Source organism: Polaromonas sp. CG_9.5 (assembly GCF_035984465.1).
Classification (GTDB): Bacteria; Pseudomonadota; Gammaproteobacteria; order Burkholderiales; family Burkholderiaceae_C; genus Polaromonas.
On sequence record NZ_JAXCHR010000039.1, the window covers coordinates 1 to 15,521 of the forward strand.

Annotated in this window: 13 protein-coding genes, 1 tRNA gene and 1 pseudogene; 9 read left to right on the top strand and 6 right to left on the bottom strand. The window is 57.1% G+C overall.

Annotation, left to right across the window (positions count from 1 at the left end; all coding sequences use genetic code 11):
- Positions 1-110 precede the first annotated feature (110 nt).
- Entirely contained in the window at positions 111-356 is a 246-nt protein-coding gene (locus RCH06_RS17080; protein WP_327082666.1) for a hypothetical protein, read from the top strand.
- Between the two features lie 153 nt (positions 357-509).
- Here RCH06_RS17080 and serA read toward each other — a convergent pair whose 3' ends face one another.
- Entirely contained in the window at positions 510-1,739 is a 1,230-nt protein-coding gene (gene serA / locus RCH06_RS17085) for a phosphoglycerate dehydrogenase (RefSeq protein WP_327082667.1), read from the bottom strand.
- 270 nt (positions 1,740-2,009) lie between these two features.
- On the opposite strand from serA, the gene RCH06_RS17090 reads away from it, so the two are divergent.
- The 3 genes from RCH06_RS17090 (at position 2,010) to clpB (ending at position 5,372) form a co-directional block, all read left to right on the top strand.
- Positions 2,010-2,085 (top strand) — tRNA-Asn (locus RCH06_RS17090).
- Positions 2,086-2,159: 74 nt separating this feature from the next.
- The gene (gene moaE, locus RCH06_RS17095) at positions 2,160-2,636 is read left to right on the top strand and encodes a molybdopterin synthase catalytic subunit MoaE (protein WP_327082668.1); all 477 of its coding nucleotides are present in this window, start codon (positions 2,160-2,162) and stop codon (positions 2,634-2,636) included.
- 135 nt (positions 2,637-2,771) lie between these two features.
- Positions 2,772-5,372, top strand: a complete 2,601-nt coding sequence (gene clpB, locus RCH06_RS17100; protein WP_327082669.1) for an ATP-dependent chaperone ClpB — start codon at positions 2,772-2,774, stop codon at positions 5,370-5,372.
- 114 nt (positions 5,373-5,486) lie between these two features.
- Here the strand turns inward: clpB and maiA are convergent, their stop codons facing one another.
- Complete coding sequence (maiA, locus tag RCH06_RS17105; RefSeq protein WP_327082670.1) at positions 5,487-6,128, bottom strand: maleylacetoacetate isomerase; 642 nt, start codon at positions 6,126-6,128, stop codon at positions 5,487-5,489.
- A gap of 429 nt (positions 6,129-6,557) precedes the next feature.
- On the bottom strand, positions 6,558-6,842 hold the full coding sequence (locus tag RCH06_RS17110; protein ID WP_327082678.1) for a hypothetical protein: 285 nt from the start codon (positions 6,840-6,842) through the stop codon (positions 6,558-6,560).
- Here RCH06_RS17110 and RCH06_RS17115 point away from each other — a divergent pair.
- Positions 6,748-7,000: pseudogene (locus RCH06_RS17115) on the top strand (hypothetical protein); the annotation flags it as partial. The gene RCH06_RS17110 and the pseudogene RCH06_RS17115 overlap by 95 nt on opposite strands.
- 114 nt (positions 7,001-7,114) lie before the next feature.
- On the opposite strand, the gene RCH06_RS17120 reads toward RCH06_RS17115, so the two are convergent.
- The 3 genes from RCH06_RS17120 to RCH06_RS17130 all read right to left on the bottom strand — a co-directional run bounded on the left by RCH06_RS17120 (position 7,115) and on the right by RCH06_RS17130 (position 9,945).
- Positions 7,115-8,803, bottom strand: a complete 1,689-nt coding sequence (locus RCH06_RS17120) for a PhoH family protein (protein ID WP_327082671.1) — start codon at positions 8,801-8,803, stop codon at positions 7,115-7,117.
- Positions 8,804-8,946: 143 nt separating this feature from the next.
- Positions 8,947-9,423: a peroxiredoxin gene (locus tag RCH06_RS17125; RefSeq protein WP_327082672.1), complete on the bottom strand. Its 477-nt coding sequence runs from the start codon at positions 9,421-9,423 to the stop codon at positions 8,947-8,949.
- A gap of 129 nt (positions 9,424-9,552) precedes the next feature.
- Positions 9,553-9,945 carry an Mth938-like domain-containing protein gene (locus RCH06_RS17130; RefSeq protein ID WP_327082673.1) on the bottom strand — a complete coding sequence of 131 codons (393 nt, stop codon included), beginning with the start codon at positions 9,943-9,945 and terminating at the stop codon, positions 9,553-9,555.
- A gap of 200 nt (positions 9,946-10,145) precedes the next feature.
- Between RCH06_RS17130 and RCH06_RS17135 the strand changes: the two genes are divergently transcribed.
- The 4 genes from RCH06_RS17135 to RCH06_RS17150 all read left to right on the top strand — a co-directional run.
- On the top strand, positions 10,146-11,369 hold the full coding sequence (locus RCH06_RS17135) for a pyridoxal phosphate-dependent aminotransferase (protein ID WP_327082674.1): 1,224 nt from the start codon (positions 10,146-10,148) through the stop codon (positions 11,367-11,369).
- A gap of 91 nt (positions 11,370-11,460) precedes the next feature.
- Complete coding sequence (locus tag RCH06_RS17140) at positions 11,461-12,783, top strand: homoserine dehydrogenase (protein ID WP_327082677.1); 1,323 nt, start codon at positions 11,461-11,463, stop codon at positions 12,781-12,783.
- A gap of 123 nt (positions 12,784-12,906) precedes the next feature.
- A complete protein-coding gene (locus RCH06_RS17145; protein WP_327082675.1) occupies positions 12,907-14,253 on the top strand; it encodes a hypothetical protein in 1,347 nt (448 codons plus the stop codon).
- On the top strand, positions 14,250-15,521 hold a 1,272-nt coding region (locus RCH06_RS17150), incomplete at its 3' end, for a tetratricopeptide repeat protein (protein WP_327082676.1). The genes RCH06_RS17145 and RCH06_RS17150, both read left to right, overlap by 4 nt.

Below are 15,521 nucleotides of genomic sequence, written 5' to 3' on the forward strand. Positions count from 1 at the left end.
TTTGACCCTGCCGCATTCGACGTGGCCGAAATCAACCAGTGGCTCCACCAGACTGAGTCTTGAATTTCAATACGGGTACTGGGCGGACGCTTACGATGGAGGCGCATGAAGTGTCTTTGCTGGCAAAGCAGGGCGGCATCAGTGCAGCAGGAAACCTGGATGCGTACAAAGCCTCGATTGCAAAAAACACCGAATTGATGGCCCGTTTCGGTTTTGCCTCGATCCCGACCATCATCGGAACGCATGCGCAAACGGGCGCGCTGGTGACGCAAGAAGGTTCGATGTCCACAGCAGCGCTTGCCAATCTGCTGGGGCTGCAAGCGCCTGCAAGCCAGCCTGTTTCAGCAGCAAACTGAGTTTTTGAAGCTGCTCTTGCTGTCAAGATGCGCACTATCATGCGCACTATCATGCGCGCTAAGGAAAAATTGACAAAAATGGCTTGTTGCGCAAGCAGGATGGGCACTTAATGCTATTTAAATAATAGCAAAAAGCGCTTTCTTTGAGTGCTCTTAAAACAGCACGCGGCTCCGGATGGTTCCCGCAACGTCAGCCAGTTTGGCCAGCGCCATGTCTGAATTGGTTGCGTCAATATCAATCACCACATAACCGACGGATTCATTGGTTTGCAGAAACTGTGAAGCAATGTTGATGTGGTTGTCGGAAAAAACCCGGTTGATTTCCGACAGGACGCCCGGCACGTTGCGGTGGATATGCAGCAGCCGGTGCTTGCCCGGGTGCGCTGGCAACGCCACTTCTGGGAAATTGACAGAAGAAGTCGAGGTGCCGTTGTCGCTGTACTTGACAAGTTTTTCCGCCACTTCTATGCCGATGTTGGCTTGCGCTTCCATCGTTGATCCGCCCACATGCGGCGTCAAAATCACATTGTCCAGACCGCGCAGCGGGGACTCGAACATGTCCTTGTTGCTGCGCGGCTCGACCGGAAACACGTCAATGGCAGCGCCCAGCAATTTTTTCTGACGCAGCGCTTCGGCCAGCGGCTCGATTTCGACCACCGTTCCGCGCGAAGCATTGATCAGCACGCTACCGGGTTTCATGGCGGCAATTTGTGCGGCACCTATCATCCATTGCGTCGCCTGGGTTTCAGGAACATGCAGGGAAACCACGTCAGATTGGCCCAGCAAATCGTCAAGCTTGGCAACCTGATGCGCATTGCCCAGTGGAAGTTTGGTCACCACATCAAAAAACACCACACGCATGCCCAGTCCTTCTGCCAGGACTGACAACTGCGTGCCGATAGAGCCGTAGCCGACGATGCCCAGTGTCTTGCCGCGAATTTCAAAAGCATTTTCAGCCGACTTGAGCCAGCCGCCCCGGTGTGCAACGGCACTTTTCTCAGGCACACCGCGCAGCAACAAAATGGCTTCAGCCAACACCAGCTCGGCAACCGATCGGGTATTGGAGAAGGGTGCATTGAACACGGCAATACCGCGTTCGCGTGCAGCCATCAAATCTACCTGGTTGGTGCCGATACAAAAGCAGCCGATGGCTGCCAGTTTGGAGGCCTGGGCCAGCACTTCGGCGGTGAGTTGCGTGCGTGAGCGGATGCCGACAAAGTGGACGTCGGCAATTTTGCGTTTGAGTTCATCGTCAGGCAATGCGCCCGGCAAGCTTTCAATTTGCGTGTAGCCTGCCGCGTTGAGGACTTCGATGGCAGAGGGGTGAATTCCTTCGAGCAAGAGGAATTTGATTTTGTTTTTATCGATCGAGGTTTTGAGCATGGAGGTTTCCGGGTCAGTAAAGGGATGCAGGCGCCAGTATGGGCGGCCCTGCAATGCATCGGGTTTAACCTTCTGATTATCAGTTTGCTTTTGCAGATTCAAAAAATTGCAACGTGTTCACCCGGCTGCCTGAACGGTGAAGACTGGCGTTTTGTGCTTTGCTGACTTGCTGCGCGACGAGCTGAGCTGATAAAAACTTTTGCCAAACACGCACTAAGAAATGCGGACGTCAAAAAGTATTAAATTTGACGCTATAATTTGAGGCTAGATTCCTCGATAGCTCAGTTGGTAGAGCGCCGGACTGTTAATCCGTAGGTCCCTGGTTCGAGCCCAGGTCGAGGAGCCAAAATATAAAAAAAGCCTTAGCGATTTTCGCTAAGGCTTTTTTTTGCGCGTCCAGTTGGTGACAAAATCAAGCGCATGCAGACTCCTCGCGTACTCATTACCCCTGAAGACTTCAACCTTGCCGAAGAGGTCGATGCGCTGCGCAAGAGCGACAAGCGTGTCGGTGCCATCTGTACTTTCACGGGCACCGTGCGTGACCGCAATGATGGCTTGAGCGTCAGCAGCATGGAGCTGGAGCATTACCCCGGCATGACCGAAAAAGCCATCGAAGCGATGATTGACGAAGCCATTACGCGCTTTGATATTTTTGCCGCCCGGGTGATTCATCGGGTCGGCCTGTTGCAGCCGCTCGACCAGGTTGTTATGGTGGCCGTCACATCAGCGCATCGGGGAGAAAGCTTCAGGGCGTGCGAGTTCTTGATGGACTACCTGAAAACCCAGGCACCGTTCTGGAAAAAAGAAGAAACACCGGATGGCGCGCGCTGGGTTGATGCGCGCGTCAGCGACGATGCGGCATTGGCCAAGTGGGGTATCAGCGCTTCAAACGCCTGAACCTCGGCATTGAGGCTTGATCTGCGTCAAGTTTCACTTCGCTTCAAACGCTTGCGGCGTGTTGGCTGCTTGCAAAGCTGCGTAAAAGCCCCAAGATTCTCAAGGTCAGACTTTTAAAGTTCTACCGGAGATTTCATGCGACAAGACAAACTCACCACCAAGTTCCAGGAAGCCCTGAGCGACGCACAGTCGCTGGCTTTAGGCAATGACAACGGGTACATCGAGCCCGCGCATTTGCTGGCCGCCATGCTGCGCCAGGACGACGGGCCGCGTGCTTTGCTGGAGCGGGCCGGCGTCAACGTCAAGGGCTTGGCACAAGCGGCCGATGTGGCCGTCAAAAAACTGCCGCAAGTGCAGGGGCAAGACCAGATCCAGGTGGGCCAGGAATTGGCCAAACTGCTGCAGGCGACTGAAAAAGAATCCATCAAACGCAATGACCAGTTCATCGCGGGCGAGCTTTTCCTGCTGGCCTTGACCGACAGCAAAGCCGACGTGGGCCGCATTGCGCGTGAGAACGGGCTGACCCGCAAGGCGCTGGAAGCCGCGATTGACGCCGTGCGCGGGGGCCAGAACGTGAACAACCCTGACGCCGAAGGCCAGCGCGAAGCCCTCAAAAAATACTGTATGGACCTGACCGAGCGCGCCCGCCTGGGCAAGCTCGACCCGGTGATTGGCCGCGATGATGAAATCCGCCGTGCCATTCAGGTGCTGCAACGCCGCACCAAAAATAATCCAGTGTTGATCGGTGAACCCGGCGTTGGAAAAACCGCGATTGTTGAAGGCTTGGCCCAGCGCATCGTGGCCGGGGAAGTGCCTGATTCGCTCAAAGGCAAACGCGTGCTGTCGCTTGATATGGCCGCGCTGGTGGCCGGCGCCAAGTTTCGCGGCGAATTTGAAGAGCGGCTGAAAACCGTACTTAAGGAATTGGCGCAGGAAGAAGGCCAGACCATCGTTTTCATTGACGAGTTGCACACCATGGTCGGCGCTGGCAAAGGCGAAGGCGCGATGGATGCAGGCAACATGCTCAAGCCCGCCCTGGCGCGCGGCGAATTGCATTGTGTGGGCGCGACCACGCTGGACGAATACCGCAAATACATTGAAAAAGACGCTGCGCTGGAGCGCCGCTTCCAGAAAATCCTGGTCGGCGAGCCGAGCGTCGAGGCCACCATTGCCATTTTGCGCGGGTTGAAAGAACGCTACGAGTTGCACCACGGCGTGCAGATTACCGACCCGGCCATCGTGGCCGCCGCCGAGTTGAGCCACCGTTACATCACCGACCGTTTTCTGCCCGACAAAGCCATCGACCTGATTGATGAAGCCGCCAGCAAGGTCAGTATTGAGCGCGACTCCAAGCCCGAAGTGATTGACAAACTCGAACGCAGGCTGATCCAGCTGCAAATCGAGCGCGAAGCGGTCCGGCGTGAAAAAGACGAAGCGTCACAAAAGCGCTTTGGCTTGATTGAGGAAGAAATCGAGAAGCTGCAAAAAGAAATTGCGGACTTGAACGAAATTTTGCAGGCGGAACGCGCCCAGGCGCTCGGCTCCAAAGACGTGATGGAAGAAATCGACCGCATCCGCATCCAGATTGAAGAATTTACCCGCAAAGGTGATTTCAACAAGGTCGCTGAACTGCAATACGGCAAGCTACCCGAGCTGGAAAAGCGGCTCAAAACTGCGCAGGAAAGCGAAGCCCACAAAGGCGTGAACAACGCGCCCAAGCTGCTGCGCACACAGGTTGGTGCTGAAGAAATTGCGGAAGTCGTCAGCCGCGCGACGGGCATTCCGGTGGCCAAAATGATGCAGGGCGAAAAAGACAAGCTGCTGCAGATGGAAGGCAAGCTGCATGACCGCGTGGTGGGGCAGGATGAAGCGATTCAAGCCGTTTCCAACGCGATTCGCCGTTCGCGCTCGGGCCTGAGTGACCCGAACCGCCCGACCGGCTCCTTCTTGTTTCTCGGCCCCACAGGTGTTGGCAAGACCGAGTTGTGCAAGGCCTTGGCCGGCTTTTTGTTCGACAGCGAAGACCATTTGATCCGCGTCGACATGAGCGAGTTCATGGAAAAGCATTCAGTCGCCCGCCTGATTGGCGCGCCGCCGGGCTATGTCGGTTACGAAGAAGGCGGCTATTTGACTGAAGCGGTCCGCCGCAAGCCCTACAGTGTGTTGCTGCTCGATGAGGTGGAAAAGGCCCACCCGGACGTGTTCAATGTGCTGCTGCAAGTGCTCGACGATGGCCGGCTGACCGATGGCCAGGGCCGCACGGTGGATTTCAAGAACACCGTGATTGTCATGACCAGCAACATCGGCTCGCCCATCATCCAGTCGATGGTCGGCAAACCGTATGAAGAAATCAAGGATGCCGTGACCGATGAGTTGAAAAACTACTTCCGGCCGGAATTTTTGAACCGCATCGACGAAACGGTGGTGTTCCATTCTCTGGACGCAAAAAATATCGAGTCGATTGCCCGCATCCAGCTCAAGGTGCTGACAGAGCGGCTGGCCAAGATGGACTTGACGCTGCAGGTGTCAGAAGCGGCGATTGCCGAGCTGGCCAAGGTCGGGTTTGACCCGGTGTTTGGCGCGCGGCCTCTCAAGCGCGCAATTCAGCAGCGGATTGAAAACCCGCTGTCGAAATTGCTGCTCGAAGGCCGCTTTGCGCCCAAGAGCACGATTCCGGTTGACGTGGATCCGATCCGCGAGCCGGGCGTGTTCAAGTTTGCAGCAGCGGCTGAGTAAAAGAAAAGGCGCATGCTGCTATGGATTAAATAGCGGCTTGCGCCCGTCCTGCATGCGCCAGAGGCTGTTTTTACTGTTAAATGGCCGCTCAAGGCTCGTTGTGAGCCGTGATCTTCAAGCTGCAATAGCACCGGCCTGATAGCGCGGATGCGACGATTCAATCTCGGGCAGCTTGAACAGCGACGCCTGCACCGCTGCCACGCGGGCAAACGCCGACACCTCGACGCCAAAGCGTTCCGCACCAATCAAATGACTGGCCAGCGCCAAGTCGGCCAGGCTCAGCATTTCGCCGTGGCAGCGCGTGGCGCCCTCGGGCAGCAGCGCTTCATAAGCCACCAACCCTTCGCGATACCAGTGGGCCGCCCATTCGCGGCCTGCCGCCTCGTCAGCGCCAAACTGCGCGGCCAGGCGCTTTTGAACGCGCGGCACGGCCAGCGGATGCGTGTCGGCAGCGGCCAATAAAAACATCGCCCGCACGCGTGCCCGACCGGCGGCGTCTGATGGCAGCAGTGGCGGCGTGGGATGGGTTTCTTCGAGCCATTCCAAAATAGCCAGGCTTTGCGTCAGCGGCTCGGGCGTGCCGCCTTCCAGCGTGGGCACGGCAGCAGCCGGGTTGAGCGCCAGAAAAGCCGGTTGGTGATGATGGCCGCCGGACAGGTCGTGCATGCGCTCTTCAAAAGCCACACCCTTGAACTTGAGCGCGGCGCGCACGCGGTAGGTGGCCAGTGACAGCCAGTAGCCATGAAGAATGAGCATTGAAGAGGTTCCTGTGAAATGAGGGGACGGTTGAGGCAAAAAGTGCGCTGTCGGCTGGATTATGTCGCAGCTGTTGCATTGCATTGGCTCAGGCATAGCGGCGCGCAAATGTGGCGCTCGCCCTGCAGCTGGCGTGCGGTGCGTAGCCTGCGATCTGGCTTGGAACGGCCTCTTTAACGGCTGCCCAATAGGATTAAAAAACGCTCTCCGGTGGCTGCAAACCAGCATTGCGGTCAAAACTTCGCAACGCAAGGGGCTGTGCGCGGGTCAAATTCCAGAAAAATATGAAAAACAGGGCTGTAGCGCATGCAGGACGGTCGCAAGCAGCTATTGTTTTAATAGTATTTTCAGCTTGGGGTGAATTGGGTTTTGACCGTGCTTTCGATCAACGCCAGCGTAGCTTGCTGCGTCAAGGTGGCTCCAACGCAATCACGGGCCGGCGGCCGATACCGGCCATTTCTGATTCCACATGCATGCGGAGGCGTTGGGGCGGCCGGGAATCACCAGCGCCAGCCTGGCCACATCGCGCAGGGCGATGGGCGGCGGTGGCGGGTCTTCGCTCAGGCCGGGTGGCCGGGCCTGCTGCGCCACATCAAGTGCAATCGAGGCGCGGGTAAAGCTGCCCAATAGCCCGCCCGTCATTCTGGTCGATGAACCGACCGCGCCGCAGGGTTCAGTGCGCGCCATGGCGGTGGTGCGCATTTTTGACGACATGGCGCGCAGGCTGCAGAGCGCCCGTCATCGTCGTGACGCACGACGAAAAAATCATTCCCACCTTCAAGCGCATTCACCACATCCGCGATGGCGTCACGCACGAGAAAGGGGGCGAAAGACGGACTTTGATTGAACGACCTGCCATTGTGTCTTTTTAAATGAAACCAGCCCGCCAAAAAAATCAGAGCCAGTCAACGCGACCGTGTTGGGTCGCCTTGACTGGCTCTGGGTTGAAATCACCCGGCTTGCCGGGTGAGGGCGAATCGCTTGCGTTAAAGCACTTCGCTGGCGAAATCTGCCAGTCGCGAACGTTCACCACGCGCCAGTGTGATGTGGCCACCGTGCGGCCAGCCCTTGAAGCGATCTACGGCAAACGTCATGCCTGAAGAGCCTTCGGTCAGGTAAGGCGTATCGATTTGTGCCAGATTGCCCATGCAAACAATCTTGGTGCCCGGACCCGCGCGGGTAATGAGGGTTTTCATCTGCTTGGGCGTCAGGTTTTGTGCTTCGTCAATGATCACGTACTTGTTCAAAAAAGTGCGGCCACGCATGAAGTTCATGCTCTTGACTTTGATGCGCGAGCGGATCAACTCATTGGTTGCAGCTCGTCCCCATTCGCCGGAGCCGCCATCGGCTTTGCCCAGCACTTCCAGGTTGTCGTCGAGCGCTCCCATCCAGGGGCCCATTTTTTCTTCTTCGGTGCCGGGCAGAAAGCCGATGTCTTCACCGACCGACACCGTGGCGCGGGTCATGATGATTTCGGTATAGCGGCGGTCATCAAGCACTTGCGTCAGGCCGCTGGCAAGGGCCATCAGCGTTTTGCCCGTGCCGGCCGTGCCGGCCAGCGTGACGAAGTCCACTTCCGGATCCATCAGCAGGTTCATCGCAAAGTTCTGCTCGCGGTTGCGCATGGTGACGCCCCAAATCGAATTTTTGAGATGGGTGTAGTCCTTCAGGGTCTTCAAAACCGCTGTCTTTCCCTGAATTTCAGTGACGCGCGCATACAGTGACGGCTCGCCGGGGGACTCAAAAAATACAAACTGGTTGATCAGCAAGCCGGACACGATGGGGCCGGTGATGCGGTAGAAAGTATGTATGCCCTGTTGCCAGCTTTCAATGGTTTTGCTTTGACGCGTCCAGAAATCATTCGGAAGTGCGAGGGAACCGGCATACAGCAAGTCGCCGTCCTCCAGCACCTTGTCGTTTTGGTAGTCGTCGGTGGCCAGGCCCAGCGCCCGCGCCTTGACGCGCATGTTGATGTCCTTGGACACCAGCACCACCTCACGCGGTGCATACTCCTTGCGAAGCGCTTCGACCACGCCCAGGATCTGGTTGTCCGCTTTTCCTTGGGGAAGGCTTGTGGGCAGCGTGTAGTCCAGCACTCTGGTCTGGAAAAACAGGCAACCGCCGGCCTCTCGGTGGCCGGTCGTGTCCAGTTTGAGGCCTTTGCCGATATCGGCGCCATGCGTACCGGCCAGCGCGTCCAGTGAACGACTGGTCTGACGCGCGTTGCGGGCCACTTCGGTCATGCCTTTTTTATGGCCATCGAGCTCTTCAAGCACGATCATGGGCAGAAAAATATCATGCTCTTCAAAGCGGAAAAGGCACATTGGGTCGTGCATCAAGACATTGGTGTCCAGCACGAACAGCTTGGTTTGGCCTGAAGGCCGTGTTTTCTTGGGCCTGTGCGCGGGCTTCGGCAACGTGGCGATAACTTTTTCAGGACTGTTTTTGCGGATGTCTACAGAACTGGCTGACGTTTTTTCTGCAGAAATAACGGGATGAGTGTCAGGACTTGCCATGCGGCTGGCTGGCAAGTCGAGGAGCACCGCAGGCTTTTTGGCAGTTTGTGCGCGTACCGTCTTTGCGGGCGCTTTGGGCAAAGGCGTGCTTGCAGGTGTATTCAGCAGATCAGCCGAAAGCAGGGCGGCGCGTTTGGTCGGGGCAGGGGGCAGGGGCATAGGGCTTAAAACTCTCTAAACGTAGTTTCAGAAATTAAAAAAGCCGCCACTGAACCAGTGGCGGCTTTTTCTTTGAGCGTGGGCGCAATAGTCAACGTCATGAGTTCATTATGCACAACTCACATGACCAGGGCCGGCAACGGTCAAGCTTCTTTTTTAAGCCCTTTGACGGCCTTCAGGACTTCCTCGACATGGCCCGGGACTTTGAGGCCACGCCACTCTTCTTTCAAAAGACCGTCTGCACCGACCAGAAAAGTGCTGCGCTCAATACCTTTTACTTTTTTGCCATACATGATCTTGTTTTTGACCACGCCGAACATGTGACACATTTTTTCTTCTGTGTCTGCAATCAACTCGAACGGGAGTTCCAGCTTGGATTTGAAATCGTCGTGAGACTTCATGTTGTCACGCGAAACACCAAAGACGGTGGCATCGGCCTTGACGAAATCCTTGTAATGGTCGCGGAACTGCATGGCTTCTGTGGTGCAGCCCGGAGTGTTATCTTTGGGGTAAAAAAACAGCACGACCACTTTGCCCAGATGCGTTTGATTTGAAACTTTGAGGCCGCCGGTTGCGAGCGCTTCAAATTCGGGAAGAGGTTTGTTGACGACGACTGCCATACTGAGGGGACCCTGACGAAAGTAGTTGTAATTAGCCGCGGCCTTTGCCAAGGAAGCCGGATGAAAATCCTTGGGTGCGGTGCCAAATGCAACCCTATATTTTACTCTGAAAGGGGAATACTCAAGCGCTCATGCCTCTTGGGGTTCAATCAGCAGTGCTGCGATGACGTGCCGGCCTTCTCCGGCCAGAATGTTGTAGGTGCGACAAGCTGCCAGCGTGTCCATGGTTTCAAGCCCTATGCGCTGTGCCATCAGGCCTTGCAAAAAGAGGGGTGGTGGAAATTGCAGGCGGGTACCACTGCCAAAAATAACCAGTTCGGGCTTCAGGCTTGCCAGCAACGCAAAGTGCTCTGCGGTGAGTTGGTCGAAGCGGGTGCAATTCCATGCGAATTTCTCGCCACGCGAACCAATCACGATGCTGTAGTCGATTTTTTCAGCAACGCCGTTACTTCCCAGTCCCACCCAGCCTGCGCCGTAGGCAAGAATGGACTGGACATCAAGGCGGTCAGGTTGAAGTTTCATAAAATATCCACAGTAGGAGTGTCAGTAAAAACGCCCATGAGCCAACATTCATGGACTGCTGCTTGCAAGCAAAAATCAGCGTTTTATGTGGTCAAATTATAGATTCCGTCCAAATCGCCTCTAGCTGCGCTGATGTTTGCCTCCCTTTGTCTGTGCAGTCGGCAAAGCGGATTGGGCCCAACCCCTTCAAAAAGAGTGACATGAAACCGATCACCAAGTCTGCCAAACTGGCCAATGTGCTCTATGACATCCGTGGCCCGATCATGGACACAGCCAAACAGATGGAAGAGGAAGGCCAAAAGCTGATCAAGCTCAATCTGGGTAATCTGGCGGTGTTCGGTTTCGATGCGCCCGAGGAAGTCCAGCAGGACATGATCCGCAATTTGCCCGGATCGGCTGGTTATTCAGACAGCAAGGGCATATTTGCAGCGCGCAAGGCGGTGATGCACGAGACCCAGAAGCAAGGCATCAAGGGCGTCACGCTGGACGATATCTACTTGGGCAACGGTGCCAGCGAATTGATCTCTATGGCGACCAACGCGTTGCTCGACAATGGTGACGAGCTGCTGCTGCCTTCGCCCGACTACCCTTTGTGGACGGCCTCAACCAGCCTGTCGGGCGGCACACCGGTTCACTATATATGCGACGAAGCGAACGGCTGGATGCCCGACCTGGACGATATTCGCGCCAAGATCACGCCCCGCACCAAGGGCATCGTTGTCATTAACCCCAACAACCCGACTGGCGCGCTGTATTCCGACGAATTGCTCAAAGGCATTGTCGACATCGCGCGCACCCATGGCTTGGTGATTTTTGCTGACGAGGTGTATGACAAGGTTTTGTACGACGGCGTAAAGCACACGGCGCTGGCCAGCTTGTCCACCGACGTGCTGACACTGACCTTTAATTCACTCTCAAAGAGCTACCGCTCTTGCGGCTATCGCGCTGGCTGGCTGGTCGTCTCGGGTCCCAAGAAAAGGGCGCAGGATTACGTCGAGGGGCTGAATATGCTGGCCAACATGAAGCTGTGCTCCAACGTACCGGGCCAGTGGGCCATCCAGACGGCTTTGGGCGGCTACCAAAGCATCAATGACCTGGTGGGCGAGGGCGGCCGCCTGCGGCGCCAGCGTGATCTGGCTTACAAGCTGATCACCGCCATTCCGGGCGTGAGCTGCGTCAAGCCCAGTGCGGCGCTTTACATGTTTCCCCGGCTTGACCCCGAGGTGTACCCGATTACCGACGACCGGCAATTTTTCCTTGAATTACTCAAGGAAACCAAGGTTCTGCTGGTGCAGGGGACGGGCTTCAACTGGGCCGCGCCAGACCATTTCCGCATCGTCTTCTTGCCGCATGAAGAAGACCTTCGTGAAGCGATCAGCCGAATTGCCCTGTTTCTTGAAAAATACCGCAACAAGCTGGTTTGATTCTTTAATTTTCCGTTGCCCCGTTTCAAGGGGCAGCAAGCCATAACCACGACAAGCAGGACTCCAGGTGAACCTAAAAACGACGACGAATTTGAGCCCGATCCGGGTAGGCCTTCTGGGCATTGGCACCGTGGGCAGCGGTACTTTTAATGTGCTTCAGCGCAATCAGGAAGAGATTCGCCGACGCGCCGGTCGCGGCATCGAAATCACCATGGTGGCCGACCTGGATGTGGCGCGCGCCAAAACGCTGGTCGGCGAAGGCGTTGTGGTGGTGGACGATGCACGAAAAGTGGTTGCCAGCCCGGACATCGACATCGTGATTGAGCTGATTGGCGGCTACGGCATCGCCAAGTCCCTGGTGTTGGAGGCCATCGAGTCCGGCAAGCATGTGGTGACGGCCAACAAGGCGCTGCTCGCCGTGCATGGCACCGAGATTTTTGCAGCCGCCCAGCGCAAGGGGGTGATGGTTGCTTTTGAAGCGGCGGTTGCCGGCGGTATTCCCATCATCAAGGCGCTGCGCGAAGGCCTGAGCGCCAACTCCATCCAGTGGATTGCCGGCATCATCAACGGTACGACCAACTTTATCCTGTCCGAGATGCGCGACAAGGGCCTGGACTTTGACGTGGCGCTGAAAGAAGCGCAGGCCCTGGGTTACGCTGAAGCCGACCCGACCTTTGACATCGAAGGCGTGGACGCGGCGCACAAGGCTACGCTCATGAGCGCGATTGCCTTCGGCATTCCGGTGCAGTTCGACAAAGCCCACATTGAGGGCATCACGCACCTGGCGGCGCAGGACATTCGCTACGCCGAACAACTCGGCTACCGCATCAAGCTGCTGGGCATCACCAAGCGCGCCGCCAATGGCATTGAGCTGCGCGTACATCCCAGCCTGATTCCGTCCAAGCGCCTTCTGGCCAACGTCGAAGGCGCGATGAACGCCGTCGTGGTCAATGGCGATGCCGTTGGCACCACGCTGTACTACGGCAAGGGTGCCGGCAGCGAGCCGACTGCCAGCGCGGTGATTGCCGATTTGGTCGACATCACCCGCCTGCACACGGCTGACCCTGAGCACCGCGTGCCACATTTGGCCTTCCAGCCCGACGCAATGAGCGACTTGGCCATCGTGCCGATGAGTGAAGTGGTGACCAGTTACTACCTGCGCCTGAACGTGGCGGACGAAGCCGGCGTGCTGGCCAGCGTGACCGGCATTCTGGCGTCGCTGGGCATCAGCATTGACGCGGTGCTGCAGCGCGAAGCCGACGAAGTGGGCGGCGAAGGCTCGACCCAGACCGACCTCATCATCCTCACGCACGACTGTGTCGAAGCCAAAATGAATGAAGCACTGGCACAAATGCAGGCGCTGACCACAGTGCTGGCACCGATTACCCGCATCCGCAAGGAGGAACTGGCTTGATCTATTTACAGCTTTTATAGGAACGAGAAGATTGTAAAAAATCACGTTTTCCGTCTTGCACAACCCGCTTGGGTTTAATGGCAGGTAAAGCACAACCTGCCATCCACTGGAGTTTTCCGCATCATGACCGCCAGTTTTGAAGCTTTGTTCCGTACGCTGGATTTTGAGCGTCCGCTGGATGTCAGCAATGCCAGTGATAAGGCGTTGTATGTCAGCGGCATGCACACCTCGGAAGGAATTAGTCCTGTCGATGAGTTGCGCGTCGGCATTGAAATGTCGGAGCGACCCGGCACCTGGCTTTTTACGGGCCATCGGGGCGTTGGCAAATCGACTGAGTTACGCCGTATGGCGGCTGAGTTGCGCACTCAGGGGCATCTGGTCATCGTCGCAGACATGGGCGAATACCTTAATCTGGTGGAGCCCGTCAAAACGGAAACGCTGCTGTTGACATTGGTGGCTGCCTTGGCTGATGGCGCTGATGAATTTTTGGGGGGCAGCAGGCTGGCTGAAGGCTACACCCGCAGGCTGTGGAATTTTTTGACCACGACTGAGGTAAAGCTGGCTGAAATCAGTGCTTCGCTGCCACTGGGCGGAGCTACTTCGAGCCTCAAGGCACAGCTAAAAGACAATCCAAGCTTTCGCGAAAAAGTGATTGCTTCGTTGGCGGGGGCTGTGGCACCTTTGGCCGCGCAAGTGCGTGAGTTTGCCAAAGGAGTATGTGAGGACATGCGCCAACACGAGCAATATGGAGCGGACAAGCAGGTCATCCTGATTCTGGACTCGCTTGAGCGCTTGCGGGTCACAGGTGCAGATGCCCATGTTTGCTACGACGCGATTTCCCGCACCTTTGACCAGAATGCCGAGTACTTGAAGCTCGAACACATTCATGTGGTTTACAGCGTGCCGCCTTACCTTCCTTTTTTGCTACCGCGCATTGGCTCTTATTTTGGCGTTTCGGTGTGTACCCTGCCGCACGTCAAGGTGTTTGAGTCGCCTGACCCACTGGACAGGCCAGCTGCCGACGTCATTCCACCCAAAGCCAGGCCTTATCAGCCTGGGCTGGATTTGATGGTTTGTTCAGTGCTCAAGCGCTATCCACAGGTGGAGCAACTGATTCCTCGGCCCATGTTGAACCGGCTGGCGTTGGCCTCCAGCGGCAGTGTGCGTGATTATTTTCGGTTGATCAAATCGGTCTGCACCAAGGCCCGCGTGGCCAATGCGCCTACACCTTTGCAGGGCGACAGCCTGGCGCAGATGGCAGAGCAGGTGCTGCGCAACGAAATGCCGCTGGCCACGGAGGACAAGACCTGGCTGCTCAATGTGCGACGTACCCACGGCAACGGGCTGGACTCCATGAAAAACCTGCACCAGCTGGCCCGGCTGTTTGACAGCGGCGTGATACTGAACTACCGCAATGGCACTGACTGGTGCGATGTGCATTACCTTTTGCAAGATGCGCTGGGCTCGTGAATTCATTCAATGCCCAGGACGAGGCACTTAGCCCTGAGGCCGTGTGGCGCGAAATGCGCCTTCACATGGAGTGGAATGACGGCCTGAGCCTGTGTTTCTTGTTTGCGCCCGATGCGCGTGCTGTTGCATCCATCCAGCAATGGGCCAGCGACACATGGGCCATGCGCACGGCACCGCTGCGCGTGCTGGAACCCACCCATGCCAGCACTGCAGCGCAAGAAATTTTGCGGGGGATGCAGGAGCAAGCGCGTCATTTGCAGGCCCGCGCGCCCGTGTGGGTGCAACTCACTGCCATCGACGGAACTGAAGACGCTGGATGGGACCAGGCTCGCGCAGAACTGTTGTCCCGCCTGAACGAGGCCCGCGAATGGCTGGTTCGCAAGTATGCGAGGCCTTTGGTGCTGTGCCTTCCAGCAGCCTGGCGCACGCAGGTTGCGCAATTGGCACCTGATTTATGGCATATCCGCTCTTACAGCGCGAAGGTGCAGCCTGTTGCCGCAACCAGTGCGCCTGCGGGTTTGGCAGACACGCAAAACAGCTCCCCACAGGCCGTAGTGATGCAGCAGTTAAATCCTGTGTCAGCGAATGTGGCTGATGCCCGCGCTCGCTTGTCCAAAAAGCCAGCTGACCCCGCGTTGATGCGCGAGTTAATCATTGCGTTGAGTGAAGTGGGTGATGTTCAGCTTGAACTGGGTGCTATCACTGAGGCTTTGGGCATTTACCGCGAAAGCTTGGAGATTTGCCGCCAACTGCGTCAGGCGCTGGGCGACAGCCCGCAGGTGCTGCGTGACCTGTCGGTTTCGCTGGACAACGTAGGCGATGCACAGGCGCAGGCCGGGCAAGGCGCCGAGGCCTTGGTTGCCTACCGCGAAAGCTTGGAGATTTGCCGCCAGCTGCGTCAGGCGCTGGGTGACAGCCCGCAGGTGCTGCGTGACCTGTCGGTTTCGCTGAACAACGTAGGCGAAGCGCAGGCGCAGGCCGGGCAGGGTGCTGAGGCCTTGGTTGCCTACCGCGAAAGTCTGGAGATTTGCCGCCAGCTGCGTCATGCGCTGGGCGACAGTCCGCAGGTGCTGCGTGACCTGTCGGTTTCGCTAGACAACGTAGGCAAAGCGCAGGCGCAGGCCGGGCAGGGCACCGAGGCCTTGGTTGCCTTCCGCGAAAGCCTGGATATCCGCCGCCAGCTGCGTCAGGCGCTGGGTGACAGCCCGCAGGTGCTGCGTGACCTGTCGGTTTCGCTGAACAACGTAGGCGAAGCGCAGGCGCAGGCC